Raw genomic sequence first — 18864 nt, 5'->3', positions numbered from 1 at the left:
CACGTCATCGCGTGACATCACGACATTGCGGTTATGCGACTTTCGCCGAGTCAGGCATGGAATCGTCGTGTTAGCCTGAGGCACCCATTTCGCAGACGACCGATGATGAAAACCCAGCAGCCGATCATCCGGGACGACGACGAGCACCGCGTGCTCCGTTTCGTGCCACGCACATCGGCTACATTGCCCAATGACCATCCAACGGTCCCCGCTTCCGGAACGCCGCTCAAGCCGGCGGGTGATCTGTCGCGCTATCAGCAAAATGCCGAGCCCGACGACTTCCGCCATCGCATGATGGCGAATGCCGCCGCTTTCGCGTTCACGGCCCTGCTGGTCGGTGCCGGTATCTGGCTGGCCGTCACCATTGCCGACCTCCGCAAGACCCAGGATTGCGTCTTGATGGGCCGGCGCGACTGCGCCCGGATCGCCACCCCGCACTCCTGACCCCCTTCCAGAACGTCACCACCGCCCACAGGGCGCTGGTGAGCGCCTGCTCAACTGCATTGAACTGGCGCGCCCGCTCCGTTATACGGGCAATCGACTCCCTGCGGCGGACCGGTCCCTTGCCGGTGCGAAGCCTGGCCTTTGCGCGCGCAGAATGAAAATTAAATTCGAGATATCAAAGGCTTAGTAATGTCCTCCACATTCGATCAGGTCGCTACCATCATCGCGGAAACCTGCGACATCCCGCGCGACACGATCACGCCGGAAAGCCACGCCATCGACGATCTGGGCATCGACAGCCTCGACTTCCTCGACATCGCTTTCGCGATCGACAAGGCATTCGGGATCAAGCTGCCGCTGGAAAAGTGGACCCAGGAAGTCAATGACGGCAAGGCGACCACCGAGCAGTATTTCGTGCTGAAGAACCTCAGCGCCCGCATCGACGAGCTGGTTGCCGCCAAGGGTGCGTAAGACCGGGTGCGTAACGCTCCTCACGTGTCGATGATTGCGTTCAAACCCGCACCGATCTTTCAAAAAGGTCGGTGCAGGCATATGGACACCATGGTGAAGCGCCCGCGCTTCCTGCCTTGGGGCTCCGTCCCAGGCCTCCTCTAAGGTACCGCCCCATGGCTGAAACCCGTCCCATCGCATCCGAGCCCGTCGAAGCCTGGATCACCGGCATCGGCATCGTGTCGTCGCTCGGCGAAGGCCCCGATGCCCATTGGGATGCGCTGAACCAGAAGCGCGTCAATGTCGATGAGACGGCATTTGCGCCCTATGTGGTGCACCCGCTTCTGCCCGTGAGTTACGACACCCAGATCCCTAAAAAGGGCGATCAGCGCCAGATGGAAGCCTGGCAGCGCATCGGCACCTATGCCGCCGGCCTCGCGCTGGATTCCGCGGGCGTCAAGGGCAACAAGGACATCCTGTCGAAGATGGACATGATCGTCGCAGCCGGTGGCGGCGAGCGCGATCTCACGGTCGATTCCAGCATCCTCAATTCGGAAGCGCACGGCGACGCGACGCCCGGCTATCTGAACGAGAAATTGCTCAACGATCTTCGCCCGACTCTCTTTCTCGCGCAGCTCTCCAACCTGCTCGCCGGCAATATCGCCATCGTGCATGGCGTGACCGGCTCGTCCCGCACCTTCATGGGCGAGGAAGCCGCCGGCGTGGACGCCGTGCGCATCGCGCTGGCGCGGATCGCCGATGGCCAGAGCGACATCGCCCTTGTCGGCGCCGGCCATAATGGCGAGCGCAAGGACATGCTGCTGCTGTACGAATTCGACAACTTCAACCTGCGCGAAAAATATTCGTCAGTGTGGGATCGCAAGGACAAGAGCGGCTTTGCACTCGGTTCCGGCGGCGCGTTTCTCGTCATCGAGTCGAAGGCCCATGCGGAAGCGCGCGGGGCAAAACCGTTTGCACGGCTGAAGACCGTGGTCGCCGATCGTGCGCGTCGCAAGGATGGCGGCGAAGTCACCGCGTCGCTCGACAAGCTCTGGACCAATGTCGGCGCCGGCGAACAAAACACCGCGATCATCACCGGTGCGACCGGCGCAGAGCCCGCGACGTCAGAAGAATTGAGCTTTCTCAAGAAGCACGCGGATGTGCCGGTGCGCGCGACCGGATCCTCGTTCGGCCATGCGGTCGAGACGCAGTTTCCGCTCGGCATCGGCCTTGCTGCATTGTCGCTGTCGCGCGGCGCGCTCTATGCGCCCAACGATTCCACCGGCACCGAGATTGAAATGTCGAAGGCGCCCTCCCAGATTGTCGTGATCGGAACCGGCCATTGGCGCGGCGAAGGCATGGCGCTGGTCGAAGCCATCTAGGCCTGTTTGGGCGACGGAGAAGATATGTCAGCAACCCGCGATAAATTCGGCCGACCGATCGTCGTCGTCACCGGCATGGGCGTCGCGACGTCGCTCGGCGCTGGCAAAGACGACAACTGGAAGAAGCTGACCGCTGGTGAATCCGGCATCCGCACCATCACGCGCTTCCCCATCGACGGCATGAAGACGACGATGGCCGGCACGGTCGATTTCCTGAATGTCGATCCGTTCTCCTCCACCGATCTTGGCGAGAAGCTCGGCGAGCTGGTGGCGGAAGAAGCCATTGCGCAAGCCGGCATCGGCACCAAAGGCGACTTCCCCGGCCCGCTGTTTCTGGCTGTCGCACCGGTCGAGGTGGAATGGCCGCAGCGCCAGGCGCTCGCCAAGGCCGCCGGCGCCAATACCGATATCAGTTACGACACGCTGCTGCGTACTGCAGGCTCCGGCGGCTTCACCGAGTATCACCGCCGCTTCCTGTTCGGCTCGGTGGCCGATAGCCTGGCCGATACATTCGGCACCAAGGGCTCACCGATCTCGCTCTCGACCGCCTGCGCATCGGGCGCGACCGCGATCCAGCTCGGCGTCGAGGCCATCCGCCGCGGCGAGGCCGATGCGGCGCTCTGCGTCGGCACCGACGGCTCGGTCAATCCGGAAGCGCTGATCCGCTTCTCGCTGCTCTCGGCGCTCTCGACAAACAACGAGACCCCCTCAAAGGCTTCCCGCCCCTTCGCCAAGAACCGCGAAGGCTTTGTGATGGCCGAAGGCGCCGGCGCGCTGGTGCTGGAAAGCCTGGAATCGGCCAAGGCGCGCGGCGCCAAGATTCTTGGCATCGTAGCGGGCTGCGGCGAACTCGCAGACAGCTTCCACCGCACCCGCTCCAGCCCGGATGGCAAGCCGATCATCGGCTGCGTCAATAATGGCCTGATCGATGCCGGCATGACCGTGGACCAGATCGATTATATCAACGCCCACGGCACCGGCACGCCGGAAAACGACAAGATGGAGTATCTCGGCATCTCCACCGTGTTCGGTGAGCTCGCCAAGACCGTTCCGGTGTCGTCGAACAAGTCGATGGTGGGCCACACGCTGTCCGCCGCAGGTGCCGTCGAGGCAGTGTTCTCGCTGCTGACCCTGGAACACCAGCGCATCCCGCCGACCATCAATTACGATGTTCCGGATCCCGCGATTCCGTTCGACGTGGTTCCCAACACCGCCCGCGACGCCCGCGTCACCGCCGTGATGTCGAATTCCTTCGGATTCGGCGGCCAAAATGCCTCGCTGATCCTCACCGGCGAGCCGGTATAGCTGCGCTCGCCGGTTGACGCGCCAGCGTGAACCGGCGATACGCAATCCATCAGAAATCAACACCTTAGACCCGGAGACGCGGCATATGCGTGCGCTCAATCTTGCTGCTGAACGCGAGCTCGTTACCGCCGACGTTCCCCCGCCCCCGCCGCCCGCAGCCGGCGAAGTGCAGATCCGCGTCAAGGCGGTCGGCCTCAACCACATCGACGTCTGGGGCTATCGCGGCATGGCATTCGCCAAGCGCAAGCTGCCGATCACCATCGGTGCCGAAGCGTCGGGCGAGATCGCAGCCGTCGGCGAAGGCGTGACCAATTTCAAGCCGGGCCAGAAGGTCGCGATGTATGGCGCGCTGACCTGCGGCCACTGCAAGGCCTGCACCGAAGGCCGTGACAATTTCTGCGAGAATGTCGGCGGCCTCTATGGCTTCCACATCGACGGTTTCGCCCGCGAGCTGATGAACATGCCGGCCCGCCTCGTGATCCCTGCGCCCGACAGCCTCAGCTTCCGCGACATCGCCTGCGCACCGATCGCTTTCTCCACCGTGCAGCACATGCTGTTCGATAACGCAAAACTGCAGCCGGGCGAGACGATCCTCGTCCATGCCGGCGGCTCTGGCATCGGCACCGTCGCCATCATGATGGCAAAGAAGATCGGTTGCACCGTCATCACCACCGTGGGCGACGACAGCAAGTTCGAAGGCGTGAAGAAGCTCGGCGCCGATTACGTGATCAACTATCGCAAGGATCGCTTCGAGGGCGAGACGCGGAAAATCACGAAGAAGAAGGGCGTCGATGTCGTGTTCGAGCATGTCGGTGCCGACACGTTCAACGGCTCGCTGCTCGTCATGAAGCGCGGCGGCCGCCTGGTCACCTGCGGCTCGACCTCGGGGCCGTCAACGACCATCAATCTGATGCAGCTGTTCCAGCAGCAATATCGCATCTTCGGCTCGTTCGGCGCCTCGATGCGCAATATCGCCGAGAGCCTCGACAAGATGGCCGACGGCATGCTGCCCGTGATCGATACTGAAGTGCCGTTCGACGATGTCGCCACCGCGCTGAAGCGGATGGAGACGCGCCAGGTGTTCGGCAAGATCATCGTCCACTTCTGATGCTCCGCCTGCTGCTTCGCACCAAAGCGCGCATCCGCGACGCCCTGAAGCCCGCAGGCGAAGCTGCCGTCGGCGCGCTGACCATCGGACTACTGCGCACCACGCGCTATTTCGATCCGGTCAAGACCGCCAACCTGTTCGGCAAGATCACCCGCCGTATCGGACCGCTGCTGCGCGAGGACAAGATCGCACGCGCGAATCTTGCCGCTGCGTTTCCCGAGAAGTCACCGGAAGAGATCGACCGCATCGTCACCGGCGTGTGGGACAATATGGGGCGGATGGGCGCGGAATTCGCGCATCTTGATCGTATCTGGGATTACGACGTCACCAATCCCGGCAAGCCAAGCAATGTGGAATTCTCCAAGCGCACCGGTGAGATCTTCGATGCACTCCGCGATGATGGCAAACCCGCGCTAATCTTCGCGAGCCATCTCGGCAATTGGGAGATCCCTGCCCTCGCCGCTGTGGCGCATGGGCTGGAGACGGCGGTGCTGTATCGACCGCCAAATATTGCCGCGGCCGACCGCGCCATCAAGAGCATCCGTGCGGTGAGCATGGGCAATCTGATCGCCGCCAGCCACGACGCGCCGGTGAAGCTGGCGCACGCGCTCGACGAGGGCAAGCATGTGGCGATGCTGGTGGACCAGTGGTTCACCAAGGGCGCAGAGGTGGATTTCTTCGGCCGCAAGACGCGCGCCAACCCGATGCTGCCGCGCCTGCTGCGGCAGGTCGATTGCCCGATCCACGGCGTGCGCGTGATCCGGCTGCCGAACCATCGTTTCCGGATCGAACTATCCGAGGAAGTGAAGCCGGTGCGCACAGCGGACGGCAAGGTGGATATCGCCGGCACCATGCAGGCGGTGACGTCGGTGCTGGAAGGCTGGATTCGGGAATATCCGGATCAGTGGCTGTGGCTGCATCGCCGGTGGCGACCGCTGTCGTAGCCTGTCGTCCCCGCGCAGGCGGGGACCCATAGCCTCGCAGCTTGAGGCTGATGCTTGACCGTAGCGACAGCGTTTCAATTTCATTGATGGTGGTTATGGGTCCCCGCCTGCGCGGGGACGACAGGGAGTTACTTCCCCGTCTTCACCTTGGTCCACAAGCGGTTGATCACCCGCTGGGTCTGCGGATCGCGCGCTGTGATGATGAACAGCTTCGCCAGCATCGCGTCATCCGGATAGATCGTCTTGTCGCCAATGATCTTCGCATCGATCAGTTTCTGGCTGGGCAGATTGCCGTTGGCATAACCAAGGAAATCGGAATTCTTCGCAGCCACGTCCGGCCGGTACAGATAGTTGATCAGCTCATAGGCCTCAGCGACGTTCTTCGCATCTGCTGGTATGGCGAAATTATCGAAGAACATCTGTGCGCCCTCTTTCGGGATCGCATAGCCGATCTCGACGCCGTTCTTCGCTTCAGCCGCACGCGCACGGGCCTGGATGATGTCTCCAGACCAGCCGACCACGAGGCAGATCTCGCCGGTGGCGAGACCATTCAGGTATTCGGATGAATGGAATTTGCGGATATTCGGCCTGATCTTGGCGAGTATGTCCGCTGCCTTCTCCAGATCGGCAGCCTTCGTCGAATTCGGGTCGAGACCGAGATAGTTCAGCGCCGCCGGCAGGACGTCGTCGGCGCTGTCCAGCATGTGGACGCCGCAATCCTTGAACTTTGCGAGGATCTCCGGCTTGAAGACGGTGTCCCAGCTATCGATCTTCGCATCGGGCCCGAGGATTTTTGCGACCTGCTTGACGTTGTAGCCGATGCCCGTGGTGCCCCACATGTAGTTCGCGGCATGCAGATTGTCGGGATCGTAGGTCGCGAGGCGCTTCGTGACTTCCGGCCACGCATTGGCAAGGTTCGGCAGCTTGCTCTTGTCGAGCGGCTGAAACACCTTGGCCTTGATCTGGCGCTGCAGGAAATAGGCTGTCGGCACCACCACGTCATAGCCGGACTTGCCGGCAAGTAGCCGCGTCTCCAGCGTCTCGTTGGCGTCGAACGTGTCGTAAACAACCTTGATGCCGGTCTCTTTCGTGAAGTCCTCGAGGACTCCCGGCGCCATGTAGTTTGACCAGTTGTAGAAGTTGACCACGCGCTGCTGCGCCTGCGCGGACGAGGCCAACACGAGCGCAGCCGCAGCCGCCAATGCCAGTCCCATTCCGCGCATGGTCCCTCTCCTAGCGTCGATGCACCGCGTCCGACAGGCGCTCCAGTGCGGCATCCAGCGTCGCGTCGTTCTTGGCGAAGCAGAACCGCACCACCGATGTCACCTTGTCCTGCTCGTAGAACGCCGAGACCGGAATGCCCGCCACCTTGTATTCGGTGACGATACGGCGGCAGAATTCCTCGTCGGTTTCGTTGAGCCCGAGCGGCGCAAGATCGACTGTCAGGAAATATGTGCCCTGCGACTTGATGACCGGAAAGCCGATCCGCTCAAGTCCCGCCGCCAGACGATCGCGGCTGCGTGCGAGATCAGCGCGCATGGATTTGAAGTATTCATCCGACTTGCCGAGGCCATAAGCCACCGCCACCTGCAGGTTCGGTGCGGTGGTGAAGGTCAGGAACTGATGCACCTTGGCGCAGACGCGCAGCAGATGCGGCGCCGCACAGACGAAGCCGATCTTCCAGCCGGTGAGCGAGAAGATTTTTCCGGCCGAGCCGACCTTGATGGTGCGATCGCGCATGCCGGGAATCGTGATCAGCGGGATGTGCTCGTGGCCGTCGAAGGTCACATGCTCCCACACCTCGTCGCAGATCGCGATGGTGTCGAACTCCTGACAGAACTTTGCCAGCAGCTCCAGATCCTCGCGTGGATAGACGACGGCGGCCGGATTGAGCGGCGAATTGAACAGCACCGCGCGGGTCTTGCTGTTGAAGACAGCGCGCAGGTCCTCATCCGTCAGGCGCCAATGCGGTGGCTTCAGGCTGACCAGACGCGGAATACCACCACATTGGCGGATGATCGGCAGATAGGAGTCATAGGCCGGCTGAAACACCACCACTTCATCGCCGGGCTGCACCACCGACATGATCGATGACGTCAGCGCTTCCGTGCCGCCCGAGGTCACCATCACTTCGGTCATCGGATCGAGCGTGAGCTTGTGCCAGTGCTGATAGTGCGTGGCGATGGCCTGGCGCAGCTCCGGGATGCCCATCATCGACGGATACTGATTGTACCCGTTGATGACCGCGTCAGCCGCGGCCTGACGAATATCGTCAGGACCGGGATGATCGGGAAACCCCTGTCCGAGATTGATGGCGTTGTTGTCGCGCGAAAGCTGCGACATCGCCTCGAACACGGTGACGGGCAGCTCAGAGAAGATCTTGTTCATCGAGCGATCAGGCTTTCGTCGGCAGGCCCGCAGCCTTCCAGCCGAGCATGCCACCGGCCAGGTGCTTGTCGTAGGCAAGACCTGCGGCCTGCGCAGCGAGCGACGCCGTCACCGAGCGCTTGCCCGAGCGACATGCAAACACGACTTCCTTGCCGGCGGGATCGGGGATCTCGGCGGGATCGAAGGTCGATAGCGGCACCACCACGGAATCCGGATAGGCCTCGACTTCGACCTCGGTGGGCTCGCGCACATCGACGAGCAGATACTTGCCGTCCGTGATGCCCTGCGCGACCTCCTCCGGAGTCAAATCCTGAACTTCTGCCACCACAAACCTCCTGCGCCCCGGCGTCCGGAGCAAATCAGAAGGGGCCGGATCGACCCCTGTTTTCGGGGGCCAAAGTCGCGCTTCACGCCGCGAAAATCAAGCGCTGTGAGGCTGTTAAATCGTCACCTGCGTGCCGACCTCGACCACCCTGCCGGTCGGGATCTGGAAGTAATCGGTGGCGTCGTTGGCGGTGCGGCTGAGGCCGATGAACAGATGATCCTGCCAGCGCGGCATGCCGGAATGCGCGGCGGGCTTCAGCGCCCGGCGGGACAGGAAGAACGAGGTCGACATGATGTCGAACTGCCAGCCGGTCTTGCGCGCAATCGCCAGCGCCTTCGGCACATTCGGCGATTCCATGAAGCCGAAGCGCAGCGTCACCTTGGCGAAGGTGGCGCTGATCTCTTCCATGCGCACGCGCTCGGAAATATCGACCTTCGGCGTCGGTGCCGTCTCGATGGTGAGAATGACATTCTTCTCGTGCAGCACCTTGTAGTGTTTCAGACTATGCATGAGCGCCGTCGGCGCGCTCTGCGGATCGCTGGTGAGAAACACGGCCGTCCCCGCCACGCGCTGCGGTGGCCGCTTCTCCAGCATGGCGACGAGATCCGCGAGCGGAAATTCCAGTTTGCGCGACTTCTCGAACAGCAGCCGGCTGCCGCGCCGCCACGTATACATCATGAGCACGATGACACCGCCCGCCACCAGCGGCACCCAGCCGCCATCGAACACCTTCAGCAGGTTGGCGGTCAGGAAGGTGAGATCGATCAGCAGGAACGGAATGATCAGGGCGCCAGCGAGGATCGGCGACCACTTCCAGCCTTTCCAGATCAGCACGAAGGCCATCAAGGACGTGACCACCATCGTGCCGGTCACCGAGATGCCATAGGCGGAAGCCAGCGAGCTCGACGACTTGAACATCAGCACCAGCACGATCACGGCAATCAGCAGCAGCGTGTTGACGCGCGGGATGTAGATCTGGCCGGAATGGCTCTCCGAGGTGTGGCGGATTTCGAAACGCGGCAGGAGGCCGAGCTGGATCGCCTGCCGGGTCAGCGAATAGGCCCCGGTGATCACGGCCTGGCTGGCGATAACAGTCGCAGCCGCAGCGAGCGCCACCATCGGGATCAGCGCCCAGTCGGGAAACATCAGATAGAACGGATTTTCCAGTGCGGTGGGATCACGCATCACCAGCGCTGCCTGCCCGAAATAGTTGATCGCGAGCGACGGCAGCACAAGGAACAGCCACGCAAGCTGGATCGGCCGTTTGCCGAAATGACCGAGGTCCGCATAGAGCGCTTCGGCGCCTGTCACGGCGAGGAACACCGCGCCCAGTGTCACGAAGGCGATGATCCCGTGATGGAACATGAAATAGACGGCGTGGGTGGGATTGAAGGCAGCCAGCACACCGGGATGCAGGACGATCTGCGGCACGGCGGCGACCGCGATCACGAAGAACCACAGGCACATGATCGGGCCAAAGAAATTCGCAACCTTGGTCGTGCCATGCGACTGCACGGCAAAGATCGCCACCAGAAGCAAGATCGTGATCGGTACCACATAAGGCTCAAAGGCCTTGGTGACGAGCTTGGTGCCTTCGATCGCGGATAGCACGGAAACCGCAGGCGTGATCACCGCATCGCCATAGAACAGCGCAGCACCGATGATGCCGAGCATGACGACCACATTGCCTCTCGAGCCAACGGCCCGCTGCGCCAGCGCCATCAAGGCCAGCGTGCCGCCCTCGCCGTTGTTGTCGGCACGCAGCAGGATGACAACATATTTGATCGTCACGACGATGATGAGCGCCCACACGATCAGTGACAGCACGCCGAGTATCTCCGCATGGCCGACGCCGGGCGCCTTGTGGCCGCCGGCTGCCACCAGCGCCTCGCGGAACGCGTAGAGCGGGCTGGTGCCGATATCGCCATAGACGACACCGATGCTGCCGACGATCAGGGAACCGAGCGTGGCCGTGGTGTGGCCAGAGCCTTTCTCCGCATGGGTCGTATCCGCCGGCGCCTCGGCGGGGGTGAGATTATCGCTTGTCATGGAATTGGCCTCAGGCGCATGCGCGGGACTGGTGTGAACAGCGGGGCAGCGAGGCCGTTCCCGGCTCCGATGGTCGCAGCCATCTTAGCGCAAATCGGGGAACCGGAAATGACAAAGGATTAGGCGTCAGATCGTCACCTGAGTACCGACTTCCACCACGCGGCCGGTGGGAATCTGGAAATAATCGGTGGCATCATTGGCCGAGCGGCTGAGCGCGATGAAGATGTGGTCCTGCCACAGCGGCATGCCCGATTGCGCGGATGGCTTCAACGAGCGCCGCGACACGAAGAACGACGTCGCCATGATGTCGAACTGCCAACCGAGTTTTCGCGCGATGACGAGAGCTTTCGGCACGTTCGGCTGCTCCATGAAACCGAATCGCAGCCTCACCATCGAGAACTTGTCGCTGATATTTTCCATCCGCACGCGTTCGGATGGATCAACCTTCGGAGTCTGTGCGGTCTCGATGGTCAGGACGACATTGTGCTCGTGCAGCACCTTGTTGTGCTTGAGATTGTGCAGCAGCGCCGTGGGCACGAATTCGGGATCGCTGGTGAGGAATACCGCGGTCCCCTTGACGATATGTGGCGGACGCTTTTCCAGGCTCTTGATGAGATCGCGCAGCGGCACTTCAGTGCGGCGCGTCTTCAAAACGAGGATCGCAGCGCCCCGGCGCCAGGTCCAGATCATGCCGGCCATCAGCAGACCGAACAGCAACGGCACCCAGCCGCCTTCGAACAGCTTGAGCAGATTGGCGCTGAGGAAGGTGAGATCGACAAAAACCAGCGGCGCGATGATCGCAAAAGCGGTCGCTGCCTTCCAGTTCCACAGCTTCCAGATCACCACAAAACCCATGATGCCATCGACCACCATGGTGGTGGAGACGGCGATGCCATAGGCCGACGCCAGACCGCTGGACGACTTGAACAGCAGCACAAGCAACACGACGCCGATCAACAGCAGGCGATTGACGCGCGGCAGGTAGATCTGGCCCGCATGCGTCTCTGAGGTGAAGCGAACTTCGAAACGCGGCAGCAGGCCGAGCTGCACCGCCTGACGCACCAGCGAGTAAGCGCCGGTGATGACGGCCTGGCTGGCAATCACGGTGGCGGCGGTTGCCAGCACGATCAGCGGAACCAGCATCGATTCCGGCGCCATCAGATAGAATGGATTTTCAATGGAAGCGGGGTTTGAAAGGACCAAAGCCCCCTGCCCGAAATAATTGATCATCAGCGCCGGCAGGACGAAGAAGAACCATCCATACTGGATCGGCCTGCGGCCGAAATGGCCGAGATCCGCGTAAAGCGCTTCACCACCGGTCACGGCAAGGAACACCGCACCAAGCGTCACCAGACCAATGGTGCCGTGACTCAGCATGAACTGCACGGCGTAATATGGATTGATCGCATAGAGCACCGTCGGATCGTCGGAGATATGCGACGCCCCCATCAGCGCCAGCACCGTGAACCAGGTGATCATCACGGGACCAAAGGCCGATGCGACTTTGCCGGTACCGATGCGCTGCACCGAAAACAGCAAAACGAGAATGGCGATCGTGATCGGCACCACGTAATGCTCCAGCGCCGGCGCCTTCAACTTGAGGCCTTCGACCGCGGACAGCACCGAGATCGCCGGTGTGATCATGGAATCGCCGATGAACATCGAGGCGCCGAGGACGCCGAGTGCGAGCAGCACCCAGCTCTGGCGACCAAGCGCGCGCTGGCCGAGTGCCATCAACGACAGCGTTCCGCCCTCGCCATTGTTGTCGGCGCGCAGCAGGAACAGCACGTATTTGAGTGTGACGACGATGAACAGCGCCCACAGGATCAGCGACAACACGCCGAGCACGATCACCGGCGTCGGCGGGCCGCCATGGGTGGCGCCGTGGACGGCTTCGCGAAATGCATAGAGCGGCGAGGTTCCGATGTCGCCAAACACGACACCGATGCTGCCGACCATAAGGGACCAGAACCCGGCATGAGCCACCGGAGCTTCAGTCGTCCCCTCGCCTGTTGTTTCCGTGACAGCCATGCTGCTTCTTGACGCCTAAGGACAATGCGGGCGCCCGCTATGGCGCGCCGGCTCATGCCAGTCAACCGGCAGCCTAGCCGATCCCACGACCAGATGCCTCTCCCTCCCCCCGGTAAAATGGGCGTGGAGCAGTAAAAAAAGAAATTGACTACGTCACGGCTTGAGGTTTGGCGGCAATGGCGGGTCTTCTCGCATCAGCGTGATCGTCACGCGGCGATTGGCGGCCATGGTCGGGTCGTCGGGGAACAACGGCTGGGCATCGGCCTTCCCCGAGACCGAGAAGATATGCGACGATGGCAGCCCCTCTCGTTCGAGGATCTGCCGGACGACATTCGCGCGATCACTCGACAGGTCGAAGGCATCATAGTCGTTGCGTGACGGCACGAAGCCCGCGGCCGTGTGACCGACGATCGCGACGCGGAGCGGCGTTGCTTTCAGGGGAGCAGCGAGCTTCTGCAGAAGCTGTCGGGTGCGCTCATAAGGCACCTTAGAGCCTTCCGCGAACATCGAGCGGCCATTCTGATCGATGATTTCGAGATTGAGGCCCTGCTTGGTTTCCTCGAACATGATGTTCTTCGAGATCTCGGTGATCTCCGGCATGTCCTGCAGCGCCTGCCGCAAAGATGCGGACGCCAATGCGAATTCGCGGTCCATCTTCAGCTTGGCGCCCGACGGCCGCGCGGTCGCCGACTTCTCGTCAGGGCTCGTCACGTTGGACGCATCCTGCGGCGAGACGTGATCCTTGTTCTTGGTCATGCCGCGGGTCGGCAGGCCATCGGATTCGATGATGCCGGAATAGCGCGCATCGGTCTGCACGCCGAAGGCTTCGCGCACCGAGCCGGCGACGATCTTCAGCTTGGCACCGTCCGGGCTGGAGAATGCCACGAGCATCACGAAATAGCTGAGCAGCAGCGCCATGAGGTCGGCGAAGGTCACGAACCAGCCGTGACCGCCATGTGCCTCGCCGCGCTTTTTCTTTGCCATCTGCCGCTACTCCGCAGATCCCTGGGCTATCAGGCCGGGACCGGCTCACCTTCTTCGTGGCGATGTTTCTCGGGCAGATAGGCCAGCAACATCTCGCGGACCAGTGCCGGGCTCTTCGAGTCACGGATCATCAGGATGCCGTCGATGATGAGCGTGCGGTTGGTTTCTTCGTCCAGCACCTTGACGTGCAGCTTGTCGGCGATCGGCAGACAGACGAGGTTACCGACGACAGCGCCATACAGCGTTGCCAGCAGTGCGACGGCCATGAACGGGCCGAGCTTCGAAGGATCCGACATGTTCGAGAACATCTGCACCATGCCGAGCAGCGTGCCGATCATGCCGAAAGCCGGAGCGCAATCGCCGATGGCGCGATAGATCTTCGAGCCCTCGTCGAGATGCATGAGGAAGTTGTCGCGATCGCGCTCAAGATTGTCGCGGATGAATTCGAGATCATAGCCGTCGGCCACGAAGCGGATGCCCTTGGCGAGGAACGCATCGTTGGTCTCGACCTTTTCAAGACCGACGGGCCCCTGCTTGCGCGCGATCTCGGCGATGCGGGCGAGTTCGTCGACGAGGTCGCGGGCGTTCAAACGGCTCAGCGTGAACGCGAATTTGGCGCCGAGCGGCAGGCCGTGAAGAATCGAGGATAGCGGGAAGCGGATCAGCGTGGCCGCGAACGAACCGCCGAAAATGATGATGACGGCGTGGACGTCGTAAAACATCCCGAAATTGCCACCCATCAGGATCAGGGTCACCAGCACCGCAATGCCACAGACGAAGCCAATGAGTGTTGTGATATCCATGACAACTCCGACGCAACGCGTATCGATCAACGCCCGTCCTGGACGGCGGTACGCTCACAATGCAGCGCACGGGGCCACTAAACGATACTGCGATTAAGGACGGGTTACCGTTCACCGCGCATTAACCAGTAATTAACGCGACAAATCGGCTTCGGAACGAAAAATGCGGAGACGTTGCCGCCTCCGCATTTTGCTTGTCGATATCAGTGCTCGTCAGTGAATTTCCGACGCCTTGGCCATCGCATCGCGCAGCTTGGCCAGCGAGAACGCGGGGTCGCGGGCGACGGCCAGGATCGGCTCCTCGCGGCGTGCACAAAGCTCGGCCGCTTCCGGCAGTTTCGCCGCCACATCCGGCGGGATCACCACCGCGCCATGGCTGTCGGCGTGGATGAGATCGCCGGAGGCCACCGTCATCCCGGCGACACGCACCTCATGGCCGAAGTCGGTGACGTGGACATGCGCATGCGACGGGCCGAGCGAACCGGCGAGCGCCTGGAAGCCCTCGGCCCATTGCGGGATGTCGCGGATCGAGCCGTCGGTGATGACGCCAAGGCAGCCCAGCGCCTTGTGGATCGCGCTGTTCACTTCGCCCCAGAATGCGCCGTAGCCGGCATCGGGACCATCGATATCCTGGATCACGCTGATCTGCGGCCCCGGCCCGCTGCCGACATATTCGTAATAGTCCAGCCGACGCTTCTTCTGTTCGGCCGGCGGCAGGCCTGATGCCACCGTGGCGCGGATCGTAGCTGTCCGCGCATAGCCGACGATCGGCGGGAGATCGGGGAACGGACAGACCAGCGGCCGCGTGGTGTAACCGATCAGGCGGCGCTCCGGCGCCACCAGTTCGAGCGCGTTGCAGATCGTCGGCGTGTCATAGCGGCGCAGCGCGTCGAGCACGGATGCAGGCAGCAAAGTATCGGGCTTGGTCACGGTGTTTTCTCCCTTTTTGATTTTCTGCTCCGGTCGTTGCCGGATGTCGTTGCGGGCCGATCAGGGCAAAGACGTTGGCTGATCGTCCGATGATGGCGGCGGCTCCGTGGCCGTCGCCGGCACGCCGGCAGCAGTCTGTGCAGCCAGCGCACGTTCCTGATCGCGATAGGAGCGCCAGCCGAATGGCAGGCTGGCCAGATAGCCGACCGAGATCAGCGACAGCATATGCCAGGGATAGCCGATCAGCAGCGCCACGAAGAGCACCACCGAGGCCGAGATCAGCAGCACCAGCTCGCGCGGCACCCGCATATTCACGGCCTTGCCTGAGAACACCGGCAGGCGCGACACCATCAGGAAGGCAATCACCAGCACATAGGCCGTGGTGATCACGGCCGGCGGCATCGGCACGTCCAGGAACGACAGATAGACCGGCAGCATCACCGTGATGGCGCCCAGCGGCGCCGGCATGCCGGTGAAGAAGTTAGCCGCGAAAGCCGGCTTGTCCGGATCATCCATCGTAGCGTTGAAACGCGCCAGACGGAGCGAACCCGCAATGGCGAACACCATCGAGGCGATCCAGCCGACATTGTTGAGGTCGTGTAGCTGCCAGAAATACAGGATCAGCCCGGGCGCGACGCCAAAATTGACGAAATCGGCCAGACTATCCAGCTCGGCACCGAATTTGGACTGCCCCTTGATCATCCGCGCGATGCGGCCATCGACGCCGTCCAGCACCGCGGCAAACACGATGGCGGCTACCGCGAGTTCCATCCGGCCTTCGGTGGACAGGCGGATCGCGGTCAGGCCGGCGCAGATCGCCAGCAAGGTGATGAGATTCGGCACCAGCATCCGGATCGGGATGGTGCGGAACCGGCGGCGACGGGCTTCGGGGATCTGGGGCGTGTCTGGCATTTCCATGAACCGACCTTAGCAGACCCCTGTTGGCTCCGCCATGACGGTACCGGCGGGCCTGGAGAGGCCCGCCAAAGCGGTTAATCGACCCGGTAGGTGCGACCGCCGTCACCGATGCGGAAATCCGCCAGCACGGTCTCGCCGGCAATGGCCGTCTGCCCGACCGCGACCAGCGCCTTGCTGCCTTCCGGCAGATAGATGTCGAGACGGGACCCGAAGCGGATCAGGCCGAAGCGCTCGCCGGCTTCCAGGGTCTGGCCCTCGCGCACGAACGAGACGATCCGTCGCGCCACCAGGCCCGCGATCTGCACCACGCCGATCCGGCCACCGGAGGTCGAGATGACCAGCGAATTGCGCTCATTGTCCTCGCTGGCCTTGTCCAGCTCGGCATTGATGAACTTGCCCGGACGATAGGCAATGCGCTCGATCCGCCCGGCCACCGGGCTGCGGTTCACATGGACGTTGAACACGCTCATGAACACCGAAATGCGCAGCAGCGGCTGGTCACCGAGGCCGAGTTCGGCCGGCGGCAGCACCGGCTGCACCATGGAGACCTTGCCATCGGCGGGCGATACGACGACGCCTTCACGGGTCGGGGTGACGCGGACCGGATCGCGGAAAAACAGCGCGCACCAGACAGTGAGGCCGGTACCGATCCAGCCCAGCGGCGTCCAGATCCAGAACAAAACCAGGCTCGCCAGCGCGAAGATGCCGATGAACGGATAGCCTTCCTTGTGGATCGGCGGAATCTGGCCACGGATGGAATTGGCGATGGACATGGATGCTTGAAACCTGTGTTCGGACGAAATCTGGGCCTGCTTTAGCAGAGTTTATTCGGCCGCGTCAGGTCTCACCACTGGCTCTTCGCCGCCCTCTTCGACCAGCGGTGGCCGCCGATTCGGCGCGCTGGTGCCATCCTCGCCGATCTGGGCCAGCTTCTCGCGCGCCGCTTCCGCTTCGCGCTGCCTGTTCCACATGCTGGCATAGAGCCCGCCGGCGACCAGCAGCTGCGCATGCGTGCCGCGCTCGGCGATGCGGCCCTGCTCCAGCACGATGATCTCGTCCGCACCCACGATGGTGGAGAGCCGATGCGCGATCACCAGCGAGGTGCGGCCCTTGGAGACTTTCTCCAGCGCTTCCTGGATTTCCTGCTCCGTATGGCTGTCGAGCGCCGACGTCGCCTCGTCCAGCAACAGGATCGGCGGCGCCTTCAGCACCGTGCGCGCGATCGCCACGCGCTGCTTCTCGCCGCCGGAGAGCTTCAGGCCGCGCTCGCCGACTTCGGTTTCGTAGCCCTTCGGCGCCATGCGGATGAACGGATCGATCTGTGCCATCCGGGCCGCCTCTTCCACCTCCTCATCGGAAGCATCCCAGCGGCCATACCGGATATTGTAACGGATGGTGTCGTTGAACAGCACGGTGTCCTGCGGCACCATGCCGATGGAGGCACGCAGCGACGATTGCGTGACGTCGCGGATATCCTGCCCGTCAATGGTGATGCGACCGCCCGAAACATCGTAAAGCCGATACAGCAAGCGCGAGATCGTGGATTTGCCAGCGCCCGACGGCCCGACCACCGCGACCGTCTTGCCGGCCGGCACTTCAAAACTCAGCCCTTTCAGGATCGGCCGCTCGGGATCATACGAGAATCGCACGTCGTCAAAGCGGATCGCGCCGTCGCTCACCGCCAGCGGCAGCACGCCCGGACGATCCTTCACCTCGGCATCGCGGTTCAACACGCCGAACAGTTTTTCGATATCGATGATCGCCTGCTTGATCTCGCGATACATCATGCCGACGAGATTGAGCGGCTGATACAGCTGGATCATCATGGCATTGACCATGACGAAATCACCGACCGTATGCGTGCCGTTGCGGATGCCGGTGACGCAGAGCATCATGGTCAGCGTCAGGCCGATGGTGAAGATCACCGCCTGCCCGGCATTCAACACTGCCAGCGACGTATAGGTTTTAACGCTGGCGCGTTCGAACCGCGCAACGCTGCGATCATAGCGCTCGGCCTCGCGGGCCTCGGCGCTGAAATATTTCACCGTCTCGTAATTCAGCAGCGAGTCGATCGCCTTGGTATTGGCGTCGCTATCGGACTCGTTCATCTTGCGGCGGATCTCGATCCGCCATTCGGTCGCGATATAGGTGAACCAGCAATAGAGGATCACGGTCAGCGCCACCACGGCGGCATAGCGCCAGTCGAACTGCCAGACCAGCACCGCCATGACCAGCGCCAGTTCGACCACGGTGGGGATCGCCTGCAGGATCACCATGCGGACGATGACCTCGATGCCCTCGCGCCCGCGCTCGAGCACGCGCGTGAGACCACCGGTCTTGCGCTCCAGATGGAAGCGCAGCGACAGCTCGTGCATATGCACGAAAGTGAGATAAGCGAGCTTGCGCACCGCATGCATGGCAACGCTGGCAAAGATGCCGTCGCGCCATTGCGTGAATACCGCCATCAGCACGCGCACGAGTCCGTAACTCGCCGTCATCGCGATCGGCGATGCAATCGCCCACAACATCCAGTTCGATGGCGCGATGGGCGCCGAGCCGGTGCCGCTCAGCGCATCCGTCGCCCATTTGAAGGTAAAGGGCACGATCAGGGTCGCGACTTTTGCAATCAGCAACAGCACCATCGACCAGGCGACGCGGGCCTTCAGGTCGGCGCGATCGCTCGGCCAGATATACGGCCACAGATGCGTGAGCGTGCCAAAGAGCGTTGCACGCTCCAGCGCGTGCAGCGGAACCTTGTTCTCATGAGTCTTGGAATGGGTGTCAGTCATCAATCGCGCCCGGC

The 18864-nt window shown here is 62.4% G+C and carries 17 protein-coding genes; 6 read left to right on the top strand and 11 right to left on the bottom strand.

All coding sequences use genetic code 11. The features are described from left to right. Positions 1-105 precede the first annotated feature (105 nt). The 6 genes from AC1RQ5_RS13340 (at position 106) to AC1RQ5_RS13315 (ending at position 5633) form a co-directional block, all read left to right on the top strand. Positions 106-444, top strand: a complete 339-nt coding sequence (locus tag AC1RQ5_RS13340) for a hypothetical protein (RefSeq protein WP_398477972.1) — start codon at positions 106-108, stop codon at positions 442-444. Positions 445-633: 189 nt separating this feature from the next. After that, positions 634-915, top strand: a complete 282-nt coding sequence (locus AC1RQ5_RS13335; RefSeq protein WP_002711294.1) for an acyl carrier protein — start codon at positions 634-636, stop codon at positions 913-915. Between the two features lie 155 nt (positions 916-1070). Further along, the gene (locus AC1RQ5_RS13330; RefSeq protein ID WP_493199505.1) at positions 1071-2276 is read left to right on the top strand and encodes a beta-ketoacyl-ACP synthase; all 1206 of its coding nucleotides are present in this window, start codon (positions 1071-1073) and stop codon (positions 2274-2276) included. 24 nt (positions 2277-2300) lie between these two features. Then, positions 2301-3581 carry a beta-ketoacyl-ACP synthase gene (locus AC1RQ5_RS13325; protein ID WP_493199503.1) on the top strand — a complete coding sequence of 427 codons (1281 nt, stop codon included), beginning with the start codon at positions 2301-2303 and terminating at the stop codon, positions 3579-3581. 85 nt (positions 3582-3666) lie between these two features. After that, entirely contained in the window at positions 3667-4689 is a 1023-nt protein-coding gene (locus AC1RQ5_RS13320) for a zinc-binding dehydrogenase (RefSeq protein ID WP_493199501.1), read from the top strand. Further along, positions 4689-5633, top strand: coding sequence for a lipid A biosynthesis lauroyl acyltransferase (locus AC1RQ5_RS13315; RefSeq protein ID WP_493199499.1), 945 nt, complete (start codon positions 4689-4691; stop codon positions 5631-5633). The genes AC1RQ5_RS13320 and AC1RQ5_RS13315 overlap by 1 nt, the downstream gene beginning before the upstream one ends. 128 nt (positions 5634-5761) lie before the next feature. On the opposite strand, the gene AC1RQ5_RS13310 is transcribed toward AC1RQ5_RS13315, so the two are convergent. The 11 genes from AC1RQ5_RS13310 to AC1RQ5_RS13260 form a co-directional block, all read right to left on the bottom strand. After that, positions 5762-6856 carry a polyamine ABC transporter substrate-binding protein gene (locus AC1RQ5_RS13310; RefSeq protein WP_493199497.1) on the bottom strand — a complete coding sequence of 365 codons (1095 nt, stop codon included), beginning with the start codon at positions 6854-6856 and terminating at the stop codon, positions 5762-5764. A 10-nt stretch (positions 6857-6866) separates the two neighbouring features. Next, a complete protein-coding gene (locus tag AC1RQ5_RS13305; RefSeq protein WP_493199496.1) occupies positions 6867-8021 on the bottom strand; it encodes an aminotransferase in 1155 nt (384 codons plus the stop codon). A gap of 7 nt (positions 8022-8028) precedes the next feature. Then, positions 8029-8349 carry a rhodanese-like domain-containing protein gene (locus AC1RQ5_RS13300; RefSeq protein WP_493199495.1) on the bottom strand — a complete coding sequence of 107 codons (321 nt, stop codon included), beginning with the start codon at positions 8347-8349 and terminating at the stop codon, positions 8029-8031. 111 nt (positions 8350-8460) lie between these two features. Then, positions 8461-10395, bottom strand: a complete 1935-nt coding sequence (locus tag AC1RQ5_RS13295; protein ID WP_493199493.1) for a potassium transporter Kup — start codon at positions 10393-10395, stop codon at positions 8461-8463. 126 nt (positions 10396-10521) lie between these two features. Then, on the bottom strand, positions 10522-12426 hold the full coding sequence (locus tag AC1RQ5_RS13290; protein ID WP_398477953.1) for a potassium transporter Kup: 1905 nt from the start codon (positions 12424-12426) through the stop codon (positions 10522-10524). A 153-nt stretch (positions 12427-12579) separates the two neighbouring features. Next, entirely contained in the window at positions 12580-13410 is an 831-nt protein-coding gene (locus AC1RQ5_RS13285) for an OmpA/MotB family protein (RefSeq protein WP_398477955.1), read from the bottom strand. A gap of 29 nt (positions 13411-13439) precedes the next feature. Beyond that, positions 13440-14213, bottom strand: a complete 774-nt coding sequence (locus AC1RQ5_RS13280; RefSeq protein ID WP_398477957.1) for a motility protein A — start codon at positions 14211-14213, stop codon at positions 13440-13442. A 213-nt stretch (positions 14214-14426) separates the two neighbouring features. Further along, complete coding sequence (locus AC1RQ5_RS13275; RefSeq protein WP_398477959.1) at positions 14427-15143, bottom strand: RraA family protein; 717 nt, start codon at positions 15141-15143, stop codon at positions 14427-14429. 60 nt (positions 15144-15203) lie between these two features. Then, positions 15204-16055 (bottom strand): CDP-diacylglycerol--serine O-phosphatidyltransferase, encoded by an 852-nt coding sequence (pssA, locus tag AC1RQ5_RS13270; protein WP_398477964.1) that lies wholly within the window; start codon positions 16053-16055, stop codon positions 15204-15206. A gap of 80 nt (positions 16056-16135) precedes the next feature. Then, positions 16136-16864: a phosphatidylserine decarboxylase gene (locus AC1RQ5_RS13265; protein ID WP_493203413.1), complete on the bottom strand. Its 729-nt coding sequence runs from the start codon at positions 16862-16864 to the stop codon at positions 16136-16138. Between the two features lie 21 nt (positions 16865-16885). Then, positions 16886-18850 carry an ABCB family ABC transporter ATP-binding protein/permease gene (locus tag AC1RQ5_RS13260; protein ID WP_493199489.1) on the bottom strand — a complete coding sequence of 655 codons (1965 nt, stop codon included), beginning with the start codon at positions 18848-18850 and terminating at the stop codon, positions 16886-16888. Positions 18851-18864 lie beyond the last annotated feature (14 nt).

The sequence above is a fragment of the Tardiphaga sp. GW821-FHT12E02 genome (assembly GCF_058807155.1).
Note: the sequence above shows the minus strand (reverse complement) of the source record. Positions and strands in the feature narration are given on the sequence as shown.